Annotated in this window: 14 protein-coding genes and 2 rRNA genes; 14 read left to right on the forward strand and 2 right to left on the reverse strand. The window is 33.3% G+C overall.

The genetic code is table 4. From position 1 onward, the window contains the following. Positions 1–75: 75 nt before the first annotated feature. From infC to HGG64_RS02700, 12 genes are all read left to right on the forward strand, one after another. Positions 76–789 (forward strand): translation initiation factor IF-3, encoded by a 714-nt coding sequence (infC, locus tag HGG64_RS02645; protein ID WP_336510707.1) that lies wholly within the window; start codon positions 76–78, stop codon positions 787–789. A 3-nt stretch (positions 790–792) separates the two neighbouring features. Further along, positions 793–981, forward strand: coding sequence for a 50S ribosomal protein L35 (gene rpmI / locus HGG64_RS02650; protein ID WP_169580411.1), 189 nt, complete (start codon positions 793–795; stop codon positions 979–981). A 29-nt stretch (positions 982–1,010) separates the two neighbouring features. Next, on the forward strand, positions 1,011–1,373 hold the full coding sequence (gene rplT, locus HGG64_RS02655; protein ID WP_169580412.1) for a 50S ribosomal protein L20: 363 nt from the start codon (positions 1,011–1,013) through the stop codon (positions 1,371–1,373). 571 nt (positions 1,374–1,944) lie between these two features. Beyond that, positions 1,945–2,868, forward strand: coding sequence for a site-specific integrase (locus HGG64_RS02660; RefSeq protein WP_169580413.1), 924 nt, complete (start codon positions 1,945–1,947; stop codon positions 2,866–2,868). 325 nt (positions 2,869–3,193) lie between these two features. Beyond that, on the forward strand, positions 3,194–4,306 hold the full coding sequence (gene mnmA, locus HGG64_RS02665; RefSeq protein ID WP_169580414.1) for a tRNA 2-thiouridine(34) synthase MnmA: 1,113 nt from the start codon (positions 3,194–3,196) through the stop codon (positions 4,304–4,306). A 13-nt stretch (positions 4,307–4,319) separates the two neighbouring features. Continuing rightward, positions 4,320–6,977, forward strand: a complete 2,658-nt coding sequence (gene alaS, locus HGG64_RS02670) for an alanine--tRNA ligase (protein WP_169580415.1) — start codon at positions 4,320–4,322, stop codon at positions 6,975–6,977. Continuing rightward, on the forward strand, positions 6,970–7,401 hold the full coding sequence (ruvX, locus tag HGG64_RS02675; RefSeq protein ID WP_169580416.1) for a Holliday junction resolvase RuvX: 432 nt from the start codon (positions 6,970–6,972) through the stop codon (positions 7,399–7,401). Before alaS ends, ruvX begins: the two co-directional genes overlap by 8 nt. Beyond that, positions 7,395–7,703: a hypothetical protein gene (locus HGG64_RS02680; protein WP_169580417.1), complete on the forward strand. Its 309-nt coding sequence runs from the start codon at positions 7,395–7,397 to the stop codon at positions 7,701–7,703. The genes ruvX and HGG64_RS02680 overlap by 7 nt, the downstream gene beginning before the upstream one ends. Then, positions 7,687–8,412: a BC85_0335 family putative methyltransferase gene (locus HGG64_RS02685; RefSeq protein WP_169580418.1), complete on the forward strand. Its 726-nt coding sequence runs from the start codon at positions 7,687–7,689 to the stop codon at positions 8,410–8,412. Before HGG64_RS02680 ends, HGG64_RS02685 begins: the two co-directional genes overlap by 17 nt. A 74-nt stretch (positions 8,413–8,486) precedes the next feature. Further along, positions 8,487–8,957, forward strand: a complete 471-nt coding sequence (greA, locus tag HGG64_RS02690) for a transcription elongation factor GreA (RefSeq protein ID WP_169580419.1) — start codon at positions 8,487–8,489, stop codon at positions 8,955–8,957. Between the two features lie 268 nt (positions 8,958–9,225). Beyond that, positions 9,226–10,746: ribosomal RNA gene (locus HGG64_RS02695) — 16S ribosomal RNA — on the forward strand. 197 nt (positions 10,747–10,943) lie between these two features. Beyond that, positions 10,944–13,842: ribosomal RNA gene (locus HGG64_RS02700) — 23S ribosomal RNA — on the forward strand. The 16S and 23S rRNA genes sit together here, the layout of an rRNA operon. A 165-nt stretch (positions 13,843–14,007) precedes the next feature. On the opposite strand, the gene tpx is transcribed toward HGG64_RS02700, so the two are convergent. Then, complete coding sequence (gene tpx / locus HGG64_RS02705) at positions 14,008–14,493, reverse strand: thiol peroxidase (protein WP_169580420.1); 486 nt, start codon at positions 14,491–14,493, stop codon at positions 14,008–14,010. A 123-nt stretch (positions 14,494–14,616) separates the two neighbouring features. On the opposite strand from tpx, the gene HGG64_RS02710 reads away from it, so the two are divergent. Next, positions 14,617–17,058, forward strand: a complete 2,442-nt coding sequence (locus HGG64_RS02710) for a C1 family peptidase (protein WP_169580421.1) — start codon at positions 14,617–14,619, stop codon at positions 17,056–17,058. A gap of 110 nt (positions 17,059–17,168) precedes the next feature. On the opposite strand, the gene HGG64_RS02715 is transcribed toward HGG64_RS02710, so the two are convergent. After that, positions 17,169–17,723, reverse strand: coding sequence for a deoxycytidylate deaminase (locus HGG64_RS02715; RefSeq protein ID WP_240939125.1), 555 nt, complete (start codon positions 17,721–17,723; stop codon positions 17,169–17,171). A gap of 256 nt (positions 17,724–17,979) precedes the next feature. Between HGG64_RS02715 and HGG64_RS02720 the strand changes: the two genes are divergently transcribed. Continuing rightward, positions 17,980–18,156, forward strand: coding sequence for a hypothetical protein (locus tag HGG64_RS02720; RefSeq protein ID WP_169580422.1), 177 nt, complete (start codon positions 17,980–17,982; stop codon positions 18,154–18,156). The last annotated feature ends 162 nt before the right edge of the window (positions 18,157–18,318 follow it).

An 18,318-nucleotide genomic window follows, 5' to 3' on the forward strand; every position in this document is an offset into this window, starting at 1 on the left:
ATGCATACATTGTTGATTTTTATATTATAATTGTATTGCTTTTAATAGCACAAAGAAGATTCATTTCTCACCTAAGTGATTTTTTGCTGGGTTGCTACAACGAAAAAGATATTTGTAGTTTTGGGGAAGTGGATATACCACTTTTTTATTTATTTTAAGGAGGAAATTATTACTAGCAATAACAATAGTAATGAGAAATTTGCAAACTCTCATACTCGTAGACCAAAATCAGAACACATTATTAACAACGCTATTCCATATGATAAAGTATTTTTATTAGGACCAGAAGGCGAAAAAATTGGAGTTCTGTCAAAAAAAGAAGCTTTAGCTAAGGCTGCTGAAAATAACATGGATTTGGTTTTGATTGACATCAAAAACAACAAACCTATTGCAAGAATCTTAGATTATGGAAAATTTAAATATGATAAGAAGAAAAAACAAAAAGCAGCCAAAGAAAAACAAACGGTAATTATTAATCGAGAAATTCGTTTAACACCATTAATCGGAGATCATGATTTAGCAACGAAAGCTAAAAAAACTAGAGAGTTTATTCTAGATGGAAATCGAGTAAAAGTTTCAATTAAATTCCGTGGTCGTGAACGAGCGAGAATAGAATTAGGGGAAGAAATTTTAACCAAGTTTTATGCGATGCTTGAGGATATTGCAAAAATTTCAAAAGAAGCAACGTTAGTAAATGAAAAATTTTTAGATATGTATCTTGAAAGAGATAAAAAGAAAGTCGAAGCTTTATCTAAAAATGAACAACCTTCAAAAGAACAAGGAGAATAACATATGCCAAAAATGAAAACCAAAAGCGGTTTGAAAAAACGTATTAAAATTACTGCAAATGGTAAAGTTAAACGTGGAAATGCATTTAGATCACATTTAGCACAAAACAAAAGCACAAAACAAAAGCGTCAATCTCGTAAATCATCAATGTTATCTAACTCAGATTTCAAGAGATATAAAGAATTAATTTAATAAAATAAAAAATTAGGAAAGGATAACTTATGCGTACAAGAGGCGGAGTAGTAACAAGAAGAAGACGTGCTAAATGAATAAAATTAGCGAAGGGTTACTGAGGACATAAATCAATTGGCTATAGAGTAGCTAAGCAAGCAGTTGTTAAATCATGAACATATGCATTCAGAGATAGAAAACAACTAAAACGTGAATTTAGAAAGTTATGAATTGCACGTATTAACGCTGCTGCTAGACCAATGGGAATAACTTACTCAAGATTAATTGAAGGTTTAAAAGAAGCAAACATTCAAATCAATAGAAAAATGCTTTCAGAACTTGCAATTAATTACCCAACTTCATTTTCTCAAATCATTGACAAAGCTAAAACTGCTTTATCATCAAAACAATAATAACAAAATCACAGAGTCACTTATTGACAGTGTGATTTTTTTATTAGCTAATTTTTTTTAAAAAAATTCTAATGAATTATTATTTTTTTTATTTTTAAAATCTCTATAATTTTTATAATATCTTTTTTATAAATCTCGAATTTCAAAAAGATAAATCTAAAAAAGCGAAAAATTATAAAGGGAGAACTATGAATAAAAAAGAGTTAGCACAGCAAATTTGAAATGCCGCTAATGAAATGCGATCAAAAATTTAAAATAATGACTATAAAGACTTAAATAAACCAATAAGTGGAAGCTATGATATAATAAAGATGGTCTGCTTGACGAAATTATTGATATTCCGAAGGCAGAAGTAAAAGCATATTTTGATAATAATTCAATTAAATATGAAAATTGAAAAATCAAAACATTATTTAAAGAACTTATTAAGAAATTTGTGCTTAATCACACGTTTGATATTGATGACTATGACTGAGAAACGGGGAAATTAAATGAGAATAAGCTTACAAATTAGTAGGCTTTTTTGTTACTAATGTCATAGAAAAAAACAAACAAACAACAAGGAGACAAAATGAAAGATAAAGAAGATAAAAATCTGATTTTTCATCACTATTTTAAAAATTGGATTTCAATTTATAAAGAAGGTGGAGTTAGAAAAGTTACATACCAAAAATATTTGAATACCTATAAATGAATATTGAAAATTGTACCAAACTTGTACGTTCATGAAATTGATCGGACTACATACCAAATGATTTTAAATCGTTATTCAAAAGAACATGAAAAACAAACTACAATGGATTTTCACCATCATTTAAAAGCAGTTATATTAGATGCTCTAGATGATGGATTAATTAAAAAAGATCCAACTCGAAAAGCGATTATTAAGGGAAAAAATCCTGGTAATAAAAAAATTAAATTCTTAAACCAATTTCAATTAAGGACACTACTTAACGCACTAAAGTTAGAAGGAAAAATTAATTGAGATTATCTTATTTGGTTAGTTGCTAAAACTGGATTGCGCTTTTCAGAAGCACTAGCCTTAACACCAGAGGATTTTGATTTTAGAAATCAAATTCTTCGCATTAATAAGACATGAAATTATAAAGAACATTCAGGTTTTGCTGAAACAAAAAATACTTCTTCAAATCGAAAAATTAGAATCGATTGGCAGATTGTTGTCAAGTTCTCAGAACTACTAAAAGAACACCCGAAGAATAAGCCAATCTTCATTGATGACAAAATCTACAATTCAACAATAAATAAACGACTTGAAAGATTATGCATTGCTAATAATATTCCAATTATTTCAATTCATGGGCTAAGACACACTCACGCATCACTGCTACTTTTTGCCGGTGTATCTACCGCAACTGTTGCCCAAAGATTGGGACACTCTGGAATTCACACTACCCAAAAAACCTATTTGCATATTATTCAAGAAATGGAAAATAAAGATCTTGATTTAATTATGCGAACTTTGGCAGTTTTATAGTTAATCAAAGCACAAATATTTTAAAAGCCTTTTCTCTTTATAGTTGAAGAGGCTTTTTTAGTTTTTATATTATATTTACTTTTTAAAGATATTTTTGCTAAAACTAAGATTTCATATTCAAATATTAAAGAATTCACAAAAAACTAATATTAGCCAATTAATTTGCTAAAATAAAGAAAATATTTTATGGAATAGAGCAAGATAAAAAATAAGCAAGCAAAGCTTATTTATTGCTAATTATTTCATTCGTCATGTAAAATATTTATTTGTAAATTAATTAATAAATTTTGATTATAGTGTTCATTAATTAAGGAAAGGAAATATCATGAAAAAAAGAGTTGTTTTAGGGATGAGCGGTGGTGTTGATTCATCGGTTTGCGCATATTTGCTAAAAAAACAAGGCTATGAAGTTATTGGTCTATTTATGCGTAATTGAGATTCATTTTTGAATAATGATTTCAAAGGTAATGAAAGTCTCAATGAAGAAATGTGTCCACAAGAAAAAGACTATCAAGATGCTCAAGCAGTTGCAGACCTATTAGGTATTGTCCTTCATCGTGTTGACTTTGTAAAAGAGTATTGAGATCATGTTTTTAATTATCTTATTGAAGAGTATAAAATAGGAAGAACACCAAATCCTGATATATTTTGTAATAAATACATTAAATTTAAATCATTTGCTGATTATGCTTTTAAACAATTAAATGCTGATTTTATTGCCATGGGACATTACGCTAAGGCAGAAAATGGTGAATTATTTAGAGCAAAAGACTTAAACAAAGATCAATCATATTTTTTAGCGCAACTTAACAATGAACAACTTAAAAAAGTTATTTTTCCACTAGCTGCAATAACTAAACCTGAAGTCAGGGAAATTGCTAATGAACTTAATTTGGCAACAGCCAATAAAAAAGATTCGACCGGGATTTGTTTCATTGGTGAAAGAAAATTTGCTAAGTTTTTAGAAAATTATATTCCAGCACAACCAGGCAAAATTTATGATATCGCCACTAGAGAAATTGTTGGAAGTCACTCAGGAGCAATGTATTATACAATTGGGCAGAGAAAAGGTCTTAACCTTGGAGGTTTTAGTAAACCATATTTTGTCGTTGGTCATGATATTAAAAAAGCAATTATTTATGTTGCCAATGAGGACCACAAAGAATATTTACTATCTGATATGCTCACTGCAATAAATTTCAATCAAATTGCCTATAAATTTAGTTTAGATAATTTAACAGCAAAATTTAGATATCGTCAAAGTGATATCCCTGTAAAACTAAAGATACTTGACAATCATCAAATTCAGGTAAACTATCCGCTAACAGAAGCTGTGACACCAGGACAAGAAATTGTTATCTATGATGGTGATAAGGTTGTTGGTGGTGCTATAATTGATAAAGTATATTATCAAGGTAATGAAAAAACTTACTTATAATTAGGAGAAAATAATGTTATCATCAAAACAAATTAGACAAATGTGATTAGATTTTTTCAAATCAAAAGGACACTTAGTTGTCGAGTCAAAATCACTAATTCCGCAAAATGACCCATCACTACTGTGAATTAATTCTGGAGTAGCAACACTAAAAGATTACTTTAGCGGCAAAAAAGTTCCACCTGCCAAAAGAATTACCAACTCACAAAAATCAATTAGAACAAATGACATTGAAAATGTTGGTATTACTGCCCGTCACCATACATTTTTTGAAATGTTGGGTAACTTTTCAATTGGTGATTATTTCAAAAAAGAGGCAATTGAATTTGGCTATGAGTTTATTTTTGACGTACTTAAATTAGCAAAGGATAAAATCTATATTACTTATTTTTCAGAAGACACAGATACTTACAATTTCTGAGTTAAATGTGGAATTGATCCTAGTCACATGATTAAAGGTAGTCGTGAAACTAATTTTTGAGATGTTGGTCAGGGTCCTTGTGGTCCTGATACTGAAATATTTTTTGACCGTGGTGAAAAATATGACAAACGCGGAATTGAACTATTGATAAATGATATTGAAAATGACCGTTATGTTGAAATTTGAAATATTGTTTTTTCACAATTTAATAATGATGGTGAAAATAATTACACTGAGTTAATTACCAAAAATATCGATACTGGGGCAGGACTTGAAAGAATTACTTCAATTCTACAGGATGCTCCAACTAACTTCGATACTGACTTATTTTTACCAATTATTCGTGAAGTTGAAAAATTCAGCAAACTAAGATATGATATCAATAATTACTTCACAAAAGATGCTATTCAAAGTAAGATTAATACACACTTTAAAATTATCGCTGATCATATTCGAGCTTCGGTTAATGCAATTAATGATGGAGTAAACCCATCAAATGTTGGAAGGGGCTATATTATTCGTCGCCTTATTCGTCGTGCATACCGTTCTGGAATGGCTCTAGAGATTCAAGAAAAATCATTTTTGTACCGTTTAGTTGAAATTGTTAAGGATTCATTAATTTTTGATATTAATGTTGACTATGTTAAAAATATTATTAAAGCAGAAGAAGAGTTATTTGCCAAAACTATTCATGAAGGAGAAAAACTTCTTGAACAAGAACTTGAAAAAAACCAAAAAATTGACATGAAAATCGCTTTCAAAATGTTTGATACTTATGGTTTCCCTTTTGAATTAACTAATGAAATTTTAAAAGAAAAAGGTATTAGTTTAAGTATCGATGAGTTTAATCAATATTTAAAAGAACATCAAGAACGTTCACGTGGAAATCAAGAAATGGGAATGCAAAAAGTAATTAACTCACTAGCAATTATTCCTGAAAAAGTATCTGAATTTATCGGTTATGATTATCTAAGTAGCAAATCAAAAGTTTTATACTTACTAAATGACCAAGAAGTAATTGATAAAAATGATGATCCTGAAGCAATTTCATATCTTATTTTAGATAAAACCCCATTTTATGCAACAAGTGGTGGACAAAATCACGATTTTGGTTATCTAAAACAAGATGGTAATACAATTGAAATTCTAGATGTATTTAAGGATAAATTTTGAAATCATGTTCACGTTATAAGAGGCAAAATTAATAGTAAGTCTCCAGTTGAATGTTTTGTTGATGCTGACAAACGTCTTAACTACGCTAGAAATCACTCATCAACTCACATTATGTTTCATGCCCTAAGGCAAACTTATCCAAACGAAGTTATTGAACAACTTGGTTCGAATATTAGCCCTGAACATTTTACTTTTGACTTTGGTTTAGATCATCGTCCAACTAAAGATGAAATAAAATTAATTGAAAAAATTATGCGTGAATACATTCATAAGGATTCGAAGAGAAATTACATTGTTACATCAATTAAGAAGGCCCAAGAAATGGGTGCTTACATGACAATCGAAGAATCTGAATATCATGATGCTAAGGCGGTCAGAGTTGTTGAATTTGAGGGAATAACTAAAGATTTATGTGGTGGAACTCACGTTGAAAGATCAAGTATCATCGAGGATTTCAAGGTTGTTGGTGTTGACTCTAAAGGAACAGGAATTTATCGACTAAGAGTCATTACCTCAACTGCATTGGTACAGGAGTATTTATTAAATGAAATTAAAGCAAAAGAGAAATTATTGGCAACATTAGTTGAAGCTAATAAAAACTTTGACCGTGATTATAAATATAATTTTCTAAAAGAAATTCCTAAATCAACCGGAGAAAAAGAGCAACTATTAGATCAATATGATCAAGATGAAATGGCGATTCGTGAAGATTATCGGAAATTGCTAAAACAAGAACAATCGAAAAGTATTGACGTTTCTAACTATCAATCAGAAATGATTAATGGAAGAAAAACATTCATCATTTCAAATTTAGATGCCAATAATCTGCGAAAAGCTATTGTTTCGTTGCGAGAAGCCAATAGCGACTCTTTAATAATAGGACTTGCCAAATCTGAGGTTTCATTCTTTGTTATGATTGCTTCTAAGGTATATGATTCAAAAGCAATTTTTGATTTATTAGTTAATAGATTTGCTGGTAAGGGTGGCGGAAATAGAATCGTATGTCAAGGATCGATTGATAATAAATTAGAAGTTTCGGAAATAGTTCAATGAATTAAAAAGGACCTGAATGCGTAAACTTTGTTTGGATTTGGGAACTAAAAGCTGTGGATTTGCAATATCTGATCCGCTTGGAATAATTGTTAGTGGTCTTGAAAATTATAATTTCGAAGAAAACCATTTTAAATTAGTAATTAGCAGGGTTTTATTTTATCTTAATGAAAGTGTTTATAAAAACGAAATTGATACGATTGTTTTAGGCTATCCACTTAGAATGGATTTATCAAAAAGTAAACGAACGTATATGGTTGAAAGATTTGCTAGTCGATTAGCAGAAGTTATTTCAATTCCCATTGAATTTCAAGATGAAAGACAAAGCACAATCAATGCTGAAGAGATACTATTAACTGCCGGTTATAATTCCAAAAAGCGCAAGAGTAAAAAAGATTCATTAGCTGCTCAACTAATTTTAGAAGATTACTTAAGGAGAGAGTCATGCTAAGAAAAGAAATAAACATTTTTACTGACGAACGTAAAATCATTACTGACGATGGTGATGAAATTTATGTGTTATTTGATTTAGAAGAAAACGGTGATTATTATTTAATTTTAACTGATGGTGAAGCACTGTTTTTCGTTAAGGAAAATGATGGTAAAATTACTGAAGTTAATGACGAAGGAGAAATTGATATTCTAGTTAACTTACTGTTTGAATTTTCAAAGGACAATTTAATTTTAGATAAAGACCAAAAAGGTGACTTACTTGCAAAATTAATGGGAGAAGATAGTGAAAAATCTGTTTAGTAGCAAATCATCAAGCCTTTCCCCTCAACTTAGAACCGGTCTTGCCATTAGTATGATTGTAGTTTTAATTATTGCTATTGCAATTTTAATTGCCACGCTAGTTATTAAGAAGCATTTGGTGAAAAAAATTACTAACCCCGATGAACAAGCTGAATTAGCAAAATTAAAAATCAAAAACCCTAATTATGGAATCGTTTTAAATGGAATAAAAAAATACTATGAAAATGCTATTGCTAATGATTTTTTTGTTGCTTTTTTAATAAATACAATCTATTTAAATAAGTATCAAAATATTTTAATTAATGATAAAAATGACTATCTTGCAATTTCATCAGCCGCTTTAGCATCATCTAATGTTTTATATGATAATTCTGGAAACAAAAATTTAATCAAATATCAAGAAATCGTGAAGGAATTTCCGGATTTATCAGAGCTTAAACTATCCTATGAGCTGCCTAATGAAAAAAAATATGATTTAATTTTTAGCGCTGATAAGTCGCTAAAAATTGAAGACCACTTAGAAAAATATTTGCAATTTTTAGCTGACAAAGGCATGATGATCATTGCAATTGGTAACTACGATGAAACCAAGGCGGCAAAGGCAATTTTAAAAGATTACCAATTGCGCTACGAAAACCTAAAATTTGGAAATGAAAAAGTATTAATTTTAGCCCACGATGAAATTCAAAGCAAATTTAGTGAAGAATAGCTACTAATATGTTATTATTTATTGATATCATAAGATAATATAAAGATTTATCTTAAATTTTAAGGAGAAGAGTTATGCAACACGATGATAAAAAAATCTATCTTACAGTCCAAAGCTTCGAACAGTACCAAGAACGTTTAAAATATTTACAAGAAGTAGCTCGTCCTCAAGTTATCGAGGAAATTAAAGAAGCAAGAAATCAAGGTGACCTTTCAGAAAATGCTGAATATGATTCGGCTCGTGATAAACAAGCAATAATCGAAAATGAAATTCTTGAAATCCAACACATTTTAGAAAATTGCGAGGTAATTGAATCTAAAAAATCACATAATGTAAAAATTGGCTCAACTGTTAAAGCTATTAATTTAGAAACCAAAGATTTATTAGAAGCAACTATTGTTGGTGCTTTAGATGCCGACCCATTTAATAATAAAATTTCTAACACCTCACCACTTGCTAAAGCTTTATTAGGAAAAAAAGTTAAAGATATAGTTGAAGTTGAAGCTCCTCATAAATACAAAGTGCAAATTGAATCAATTTTATAATCTAATATATTTAATAATTAATATTAAAAAAGCTATTAATGTTTAATGAAAGAATAAGCCATGACATTTGGCTTATTTTTTTTAAATCCATAAAAAATTGATAAATTAATTTTTTTTAGTTTTAAAAATAATAAACTATGTATAATTGTAATTGTGCAATTTAAATTTGTACTTAGATAGTTCTTTGAAAACTGAATACGAATACCATAACGTCAATTTAAAAAAAATAATTTTAAATAACAAAAAAACAAAAAAACAACCAAAATCAAATATTAAGAGTTTGATCCTGGCTCAGGATGAACGCTGGCTGTGTGCCTAATACATGCATGTCGAGCGAGGTCCTTTTAGGACCTAGCGGCGAATGGGTGAGTAACACGTACTTAATCTGCCCTTTAGATTGGAATACCCAATGGAAACATTGGCTAATGCCGGATACGCATAGAATCGCATGATTCTGTTGTGAAAGGAGCTCCAAAGCTCCACTAAAGGATGAGGGTGCGGAACATTAGTTAGTTGGTGAGGTAATGGCCCACCAAGACTATGATGTTTAGCCGGGTCGAGAGACTGAACGGCCACATTGGGACTGAGATACGGCCCAAACTCCTACGGGAGGCAGCAGTAGGGAATATTCCACAATGAGCGAAAGCTTGATGGAGCGACACAGCGTGCACGATGAAGGTCTTCGGATTGTAAAGTGCTGTTATAAGGGAAGAACACTCAGTAGAGGAAATGCTATTGAGCTGACGGTACCTTGTCAGAAAGCGATGGCTAACTATGTGCCAGCAGCCGCGGTAATACATAGGTCGCAAGCGTTATCCGGAATTATTGGGCGTAAAGCGTTCGTAGGCTGTTTGTTAAGTCTAGAGTCAAATCCCAGGGCTCAACCCTGGCTCGCTTTGGATACTGGCAAACTAGAGTTAGATAGAGGTAAGCGGAATTCCATGTGAAGCGGTGAAATGCGTAGATATATGGAAGAACACCAAAGGCGAAGGCAGCTTACTGGGTCTATACTGACGCTGAGGGACGAAAGCGTGGGGAGCAAACAGGATTAGATACCCTGGTAGTCCACGCTGTAAACGATGATCATTAGTCGGTGGAGAATCACTGACGCAGCTAACGCATTAAATGATCCGCCTGAGTAGTATGCTCGCAAGAGTGAAACTTAAAGGAATTGACGGGGACCCGCACAAGCGGTGGAGCATGTGGTTTAATTTGAAGATACACGGAAAACCTTACCCACTTTTGACATCCTTCGCAAAGCTATAGAGATATAGCGGAGGCTAACGGAGTGACAGATGGTGCATGGTTGTCGTCAGCTCGTGTCGTGAGATGTTTGGTCAAGTCCTGCAACGAGCGCAACCCCTATCTTTAGTTACTAACAAGTAATGTTGAGGACTCTAGAGATACTGCCTGGGTAACTGGGAGGAAGGTGGGGATGACGTCAAATCATCATGCCTCTTACAAGTGGGGCCACACACGTGCTACAATGGTCGGTACAAAGAGAAGCAATATGGCGACATGGAGCAAATCTCAAAAAGCCGATCTCAGTTCGGATTGGAGTCTGCAATTCGACTCCATGAAGTCGGAATCGCTAGTAATCGCAGATCAGCTATGCTGCGGTGAATACGTTCTCGGGTCTTGTACACACCGCCCGTCACACCATGGGAGCTGGTAATACCCAAAGTCGGTTTGCTAACCTCGGAGGCAACTGCCTAAGGTAGGACTGGTGACTGGGGTGAAGTCGTAACAAGGTATCCCTACGAGAACGTGGGGATGGATCACCTCCTTTCTACGGAGTACACCTAGTTATGGAAAACATATTCGTATTCAGTTTTGAGAGATCTATCTCTCTTTTGTTCTTTGAAAACTGAATATCGACATTGAAAAATTATATTAATTAATATTTCAAAGTTTAGATCAACCTATAGAATATATATATCAAAATTAAAGACAACAATAGGTCATACAACAAAATAACAAAACAACTATTAAACAAGATAAGAGTTTTTGGTGGATGCCTTGGGTCTGGAAGTCTAAGAAGGACGTGATTACCTGCGATAAGCCTCGGTTAGCTGGAAATAAGCTGTTATCCGGGGATTTCCGAATGGGGAAACCCAATTGAGCTAATCCTCAATTATCATTTCGATGAATCCATAGTCGAATGAAGAGACACGCTGTGAATTGAAACATCTCAGTAGCAGCAGGAAAAGAAAATAAAGAATGATTCCCTTAGTAGTGGCGAGCGAACGGGGAAAAGCCCAAACCAACATTTGATGTTGGGGTTGTAGGACTACTTACACGAAGTTAGACAAAACTTAAACATAGCAGAATAAGCTGGAATGCTTAAACATAGAGGGTGAAATTCCCGTAAGCGAAATGAATAAGTCTTCAAGTAGTATCCTGAGTAGGGCGGGGCACGTGAAACCCTGTCTGAACCCGCCGGGACCACCCGGTAAGGCTAAATACTAACCAGACACCGATAGCGAACTAGTACCGTGAGGGAAAGGTGAAAAGAACCCCGGGAGGGGAGTGAAATAGATCCTGAAACCAATTACTTACAGTTAGTCAGAGCCCGTTAATGGGTGATGGCGTACATCTTGCAGAATGGACCGGCGAGTTATGTCAACATGCAAGGTTAAGTGGAATAAAGCGAAGCCGTAGAGAAATCGAGTCTTAATAGGGCGCTTTAGTATGTTGATATAGACCCGAAACCAGGTGATCTACCCATGAGCAGGTTGAAACTTAGGTAACACTAAGTGGAGGACCGAACCGTAGTACGCTAAAAAGTGCCCGGATGACTTGTGGGTAGGGGTGAAATTCCAATCGAACCTGGAGATAGCTGGTTCTCTCCGAAATAGCTTTAGGGCTAGCGTGTAGTGTTAAGTGGTGGGGGTAGAGCACTGAATATGGAATGGCGGCGCCTAGCCGTACTGACTATAATCAAACTCCGAATACTATCATGAACTACTATGCAGTCGGTACATCGGTGATAACGTCGATGCACGCGAGGGGAACAACCCAGATCGTCAGCTAAGGTCCCAAAATTGTGTTAAGTGAGAAAGGTTGTGGAGTTTCTTAAACAGCTAGGATGTTGGCTCAGAAGCAGCCATCGTTTAAAGAGTGCGTAATAGCTCACTAGTCGAGAGACTCTGTGCCGATAATTTAACGGGACTAAAACACAATACCGAAGCTACGGGCAGAAATGCGTTAGGAGAGCGTTGTAAGGGCATTGAAGCCAGACTGTGAAGACTGGTGGAGCGCTTACAAGTGAGAATGCCGGTATGAGTAACGATTCAGAGTGAGAATCTCTGACGCCTATTGGGGAAGGTTTCCTGGGCAAGGTTCGTCCACCCAGGGTTAGTCGGGTCCTAAGACGAGGCCGAAAGGCGTAGCCGATGGACAACAGGTTAATATTCCTGTACTTTCTAGAATGTGATGTAGTGACGGGGGAGGATAGTATTACCACTTATTGGATTGTGGGGTAAATAATGACTGGGTCGTGTAGGCAAATCCGCACGGCATAACCGGGAGTTATGATGCATAGTGAAATGGCAACAAAGTAGCGAATTATATGATTCCATACCTCTTAAAAAAGCTGCTAACTTAAGTTCTGTGAAACCCGTACCGAGAACGGACACACGTCCCCAAGATGAGTATTCTAAGGCGAGCGAGAAAACTAATGTCAAGGAACTCTGCAAAATCATCCCGTAAGTTCGCAAGAAGGGATGCCCACCATAAAAAGTGGGCCGCAGTGAATAGTAAGGGGGAACTGTTTATCAAAAACACAGCTCTATGCTAAGTCGTAAGACGATGTATATGGGGTGACTCCTGCCCAGTGCCCGAAGGTTAAGCAAAGGTGTTAGCTAAAGCGAAGCATTGATGTGAAGCCCGGGTGAACGGCGGCCGTAACTATAACGGTCCTAAGGTAGCGAAATTCCTTGTCGGCTAAATACTGACCTGCACGAAAGGAGTAATTATCTCTTAACTGTCTCGACATTAGACTCGGTGAAATTATGGTTCCGGCGAAGACGCCGGAGACCCGCATCTAGACGAAAAGACCCCGTGGAGCTTTACTATAACTTCATATTGGAGTTTGATTTAACATGTGTAGGATAGGTGGGAGACTATGATGCTTAGACGCTAGTCTAAGTGGAGTCACCGTTGAAATACCACCCTTGTTACGTTGAACTTCTAACTTGTTACCATGATCTGGTAAGAGGACAGTGTGTGGTGGGTAGTTTGACTGGGGCGGTCGCCTCCTAAAGGGTAACGGAGGCGTTCAAAGTTACACTCAATACGGTCAGAAACCGTATCTTAGAGCATAAAGGTAGAAGTGTGATTGACTGTGAGACCTACAAGTCGAGCAGGTGCGAAAGCAGGACTTAGTGATCCGGCGGTTCTTTGTGGAAAGGCCGTCGCTCAACGGATAAAAGCTACCCCGGGGATAACAGGCTTATCTTTCCCAAGAGATCACATCGACGGGAAGGTTTGGCACCTCGATGTCGGCTCATCGCATCCTGGAGCTGGAGTCGGTTCCAAGGGTTGGGCTGTTCGCCCATTAAAGCGGTACGCGAGCTGGGTTCAAAACGTCGTGAGACAGTTTGGTTCCTATCTGATGTGGGCGTTGGAATATTGATGAGAGCTACTCTTAGTACGAGAGGACCGGAGTGGACGCACCGATGGTGTGCCAGTTGTTTTGCCAAAAGCATAGCTGGGTAGCCAAGTGCGGCAGGGATAACCGCTGAAAGCATCTAAGCGGGAAGCCCCCTCAAAGATGAGTATTCCCTTTTAAATTCCTTATAGACTATGAGGTTGATAGGCTGGAGGTGTAAGTGCAGCAATGCATTCAGCTGACCAGTACTAATAAATTGAACGGTTTAATAGTGAATTCTATAGAAGATTAATCTAAATTATAACGATATTCAGTTTTCAGAGAACATATGGCGAAAAGCCGCAGAATTAAAAACCCAGACTGGGTTTTTTTCTTTGCATTTTTCAAAAAAACAAAATTAAAACACCAGGTTTATTTAATCCTGATGCTTATCATTTATTATTTGAAATATTTCAAAACTTCTTCATAATTTGGTTCATTAGTGATTTCATTGACATATTCAACATATTCGACTTTGTTATTTTCATCGACAACAAAGACCGCTCTAGTTAGTATACCTAATTTTTCAACTCTTGTGCCGGTCTTTTTACCAAAATCATTGTAGCGAAATTCGCTAAGAGTAATAACTTTATTATTATTTTCGGTTGCACATCATCTTCTAAAAGCAAATGGAGTGTCATAACTAATTGCCACAATTGGACAATTACTATCCTTTAATTGCTCCATAAATTTTAATGTTTCGATTTCACAAACGCTACTATCAATGCTTGGGATTGAAAAAAATAGTCTTCTTTTTCCGTTTAACTGTGATGAATCAAAATCACTCATGTCAACATTAACTGCCTTAAAGACTGGAAAGATATCACCTTTTTTCAGCTGCTCTCCAAGTAAATTTAATTGTTGATTTTTGAATTTAATTTTCATTTTATTTCCTTTTATTTTAATTTAGTGATAAAAAAACATCATTAAATTTAATTGGTTTTCTTATAAAAATAATGACATTAATTATAATGATATAATTATACAAAATATTTAAGGAGGTGAAATATGTTTGTTGATAAGCCAGCTGACTATGTAATTAAGCAAGCGATTGAAAAGAGAGTTAAGGAAAATGATAATGTTTATCAAATCGATTTGGGTGATGATAAAATCCTAAAGTTAGTGAAATTTGATATGCGAGATTATGGTTTTGTAACAGATCCGGAATATCAAAAAAATAGAACATGTTGAGGTTTTGCCGTTGTTTCAGCTGTTGAAGGCAATATTCTAAAGCATGGTTTTTATAAAAATAGCAAGACCCTCGATCTATGAGAATATAACTTGATTCATAATAGTAAAATTAGAAAAGCAGAAGCTGATCCGCTGAGATTGACAGCAAATGATATAACTTCTGATTATATTGATTGAAACGAAGGCGATTCCCCTAAGGCAGTTAGCTATTCACTTCTACAATGAAATTCGCTTCTAGATAAAAATGGCCGAAGAAATGTTGAGGATGAGAAATTTGAAAAATATTCATACTCAAATTACATTCTCAAAGATATTATTCATGTGGATAATAATGTTAATGATGTCAAAAAAGCGATATATAAATATGGTTCTGTTGTCGTTACTTTAAATATGACACCCGATTCTACTGTGAAATACTATAATACAAAAGAACCAGGTCAAAAAATACTGCATGCTGTTAACCTTATTGGTTGGGATGATAGCGCTGTTGATAAAGAAGGTAAAAAAACTGGAGCTTGGATTGCTAAAAATTCATGAGGAACAAAAGCGCATGATAATGGATTTTTCCATTTATCATATGATTCTGATATAAGTGAAATAAGAGCACTAGATTATACAACTAGAACTGAGAGCCAATATGATAATAACTACTACTATGATGGTTTCAATATTGATATTTATTCAAAGAACAAAACTGCTGCGGCAAGTTTCCCTGTTTTAAAAGACAATGATAAAAATGATGAATTTTTGCGAGCAGTTAATGTTTCTTTTAAAGGAAAAAATAGTGAAATTACCATAAAAATATATAAAAATCATTCAAAGGATATTGCTAATCGAGCTAATTTTAATCCAACAGATGGTGAACTAGTGGCAACTCAAAAACAACAATTTGAAAATCCAGGGTCACGAACAATTGATCTGAAAGACAAAATTAAACTTGAGGCAAATACTGTCTTTAGTGTTGTTGTTGAGCAAAAATCAGATGACCCTGATGCTGGTGTGATTCTATCTTCAGAAGAACATTCAACTAACGATCTTACTTTTGTAAAAGAAGGTGATAAATGAGTAAATCCATGATTTAACAATCGTGGTGTGGCACGTATTAAAGCATTTACTCAGAGTATTTATAATCCCAACAAACAAACAAACAATGACATTAAGTATCTAGATACTAATGTTGAACCACTTAAAATTCTCAGCTATCAATCACAAGAGTATAAAAATTTCCAAAATAATATTAAATTATTTGATTCATCAAATACTAATCAGCTAGTTGAAGAACAGGATTTTACAAAAACAACAGAAGTATTTTTTGATAATAGTATAAAAACAGTATCGGATGATAACATTATTGGATACTATCATGTGATAATATCAGGAAAAAATAAATATAAAGGAACAAAAGATTTATATTTTCTAATAAAAGTTTCCTTACGCCCTCCGCTAAGTAATGATTTAGAGTATTCAATTGATGGTAACACAATAAAATTTAAAAATTTATCGCCAAAAATATCAAAAAATTGAAAATTATTTGGAGATACTTTAACATATGTTGGTTTAGATGTTAATTTTTATAGAAGATCATCATTCCGCGTAGAAAATCATGAAAATGTTAATATTCAATGAACAGAAGCTGAAGATACATCGAATTCTGCTGGCAAAGAAATTCACATTAATCCACAAATTAAAGACAAAAAAACCCACGATGATAGTACTACTAATATCGACTCGAAACCAAACACCAATGAAAATAGCAATAATGGCCAAAATGCTAATAGTGATAGTGAAGACAGCACTTTTGACAAAAGTAAAGAGCAAATCAAAAATCCGGGTAATGATAGCAATGCTAGTTCGAAACCAAACACTAATGAAAATAGCAATAATGGCCAAAATGCTAATAGTGATAGTGAAGACAGCACTTTTGACAAAAGTAAAGAGCAAATCAAAAATCCGGGTAATGATAGCAATGTAAATGACATGCAAGATGAAAGTAGTGGTCAAGGTAAAAAACCAAGCACTGAAAATACTAGCAGCCAAAAGGCTGATAGTAGCTCTGAAAAATCTGAAAGTTCTGACAGCAAAACAGACAAAAATCATGATATCGAAAAAAGAGATCACATTGGATCAAAAAACTATATGATCCCATTTAATACTCGCCTAATATATATTATTCTTGGAGCTATTTTAGCGGCACTATCAGTTGTTGGGTTAGCATCATTTTTAATAGTAAGAAAAATTAAGAAAAATAAAAGTAAATAATCGATTAAACTAATCAACTTAAGTGTATAACTAAGTTATTGTAAGACATTTTATGTGTATAAAATTAACAAGTAATTCAAAATCTAATATACAAAAAAACAACCTTATTGCTAGAGTTGTTTTTTTAATACAAATTCAATATCAAAATCATCGCTAATTTTAGAAAAGTTAATATTGTAAGCTTTGAATATTTTCTCTGATGCTTGAAAATCTTCTGAATCCTCTTTATAAGCTATTGCATAATAAACATTAGAAATTTTTGATTGTACAATTAATTTTGCACAGTTATAGCAAGGCGAATGGGTTACAAAAATACTTGATCCAGGAATAATTTTTGAACTAGTTAGATTAGCGTTGATAATTGCATTAGTTTCAGCATGAACAACATAGGTGTATTTTGAGTTAAGAATGTCTCCACTGCTACTTGGTCGCTCTCATGTAAATAACTCATCATTGTCAACTTCTTTATTTTCATAACTTGTTGGCATTCCATTATATCCAAGTGAAATAACATATTTATCAGGACTAACAATACATGCTCCAACTTTTGTTGTTGGATCTTTTGATCTTAGTGCACTTAATTTTGCTAAAGCCATAAAATAAATATCTCATTTAATATTATCTTTATTTTCGTTTAAAATGATTTTACTAATTTCTTTATTCATGATAATAATTTTACCATAAAATAAAACGAAAATGGGCTCCGCAGATCCCATTTACAATTATTCAGTGAAGTAAGCCTATTAAGCTCTTATAAGACATTAACTACGTTAATCCACCTAAACATGTAGATGAATTACTAAAAGTATATCATAATATAATATAAAAGAGCAAAAATTAAAATAATTTTTAAAAATATATTTTTTTGTGTGCATAAAAATAAAATTTGTGTACAATATTTACTATAAAGGAAAAAAGCCAATGAACTATTTATTAAGAAACCAACAAAACCTAAATAAGATGTTCAACTCAGCAAACGCTGACTTTTTTGCTATCGAAATTATTGACTTCAATGATAAGGATATTATGGCAATTAACAAGTTCTGTATTGATAATATCTTTAAAGGAGTTAATAATGTAATCATTTCACGTATATAATACACCACACCATATATACTTATATTATTATTGCCTTTTTAAAATAAGGAATATAAAGTTATTTAAGTTTTTAAAATATTCAAACACAATTTATTGAAGAAAATAATCCCGATAAGAAAATAAAATTACAAAATGTTGTATTTTAAGGTTAATTAGTAGGTT

Origin of the sequence: Mycoplasma phocoeninasale (assembly GCF_012934885.1) — a bacterium.
Lineage (GTDB): Bacteria > Bacillota_I > Bacilli_A > Mycoplasmatales > Metamycoplasmataceae > Metamycoplasma > Metamycoplasma phocoeninasale.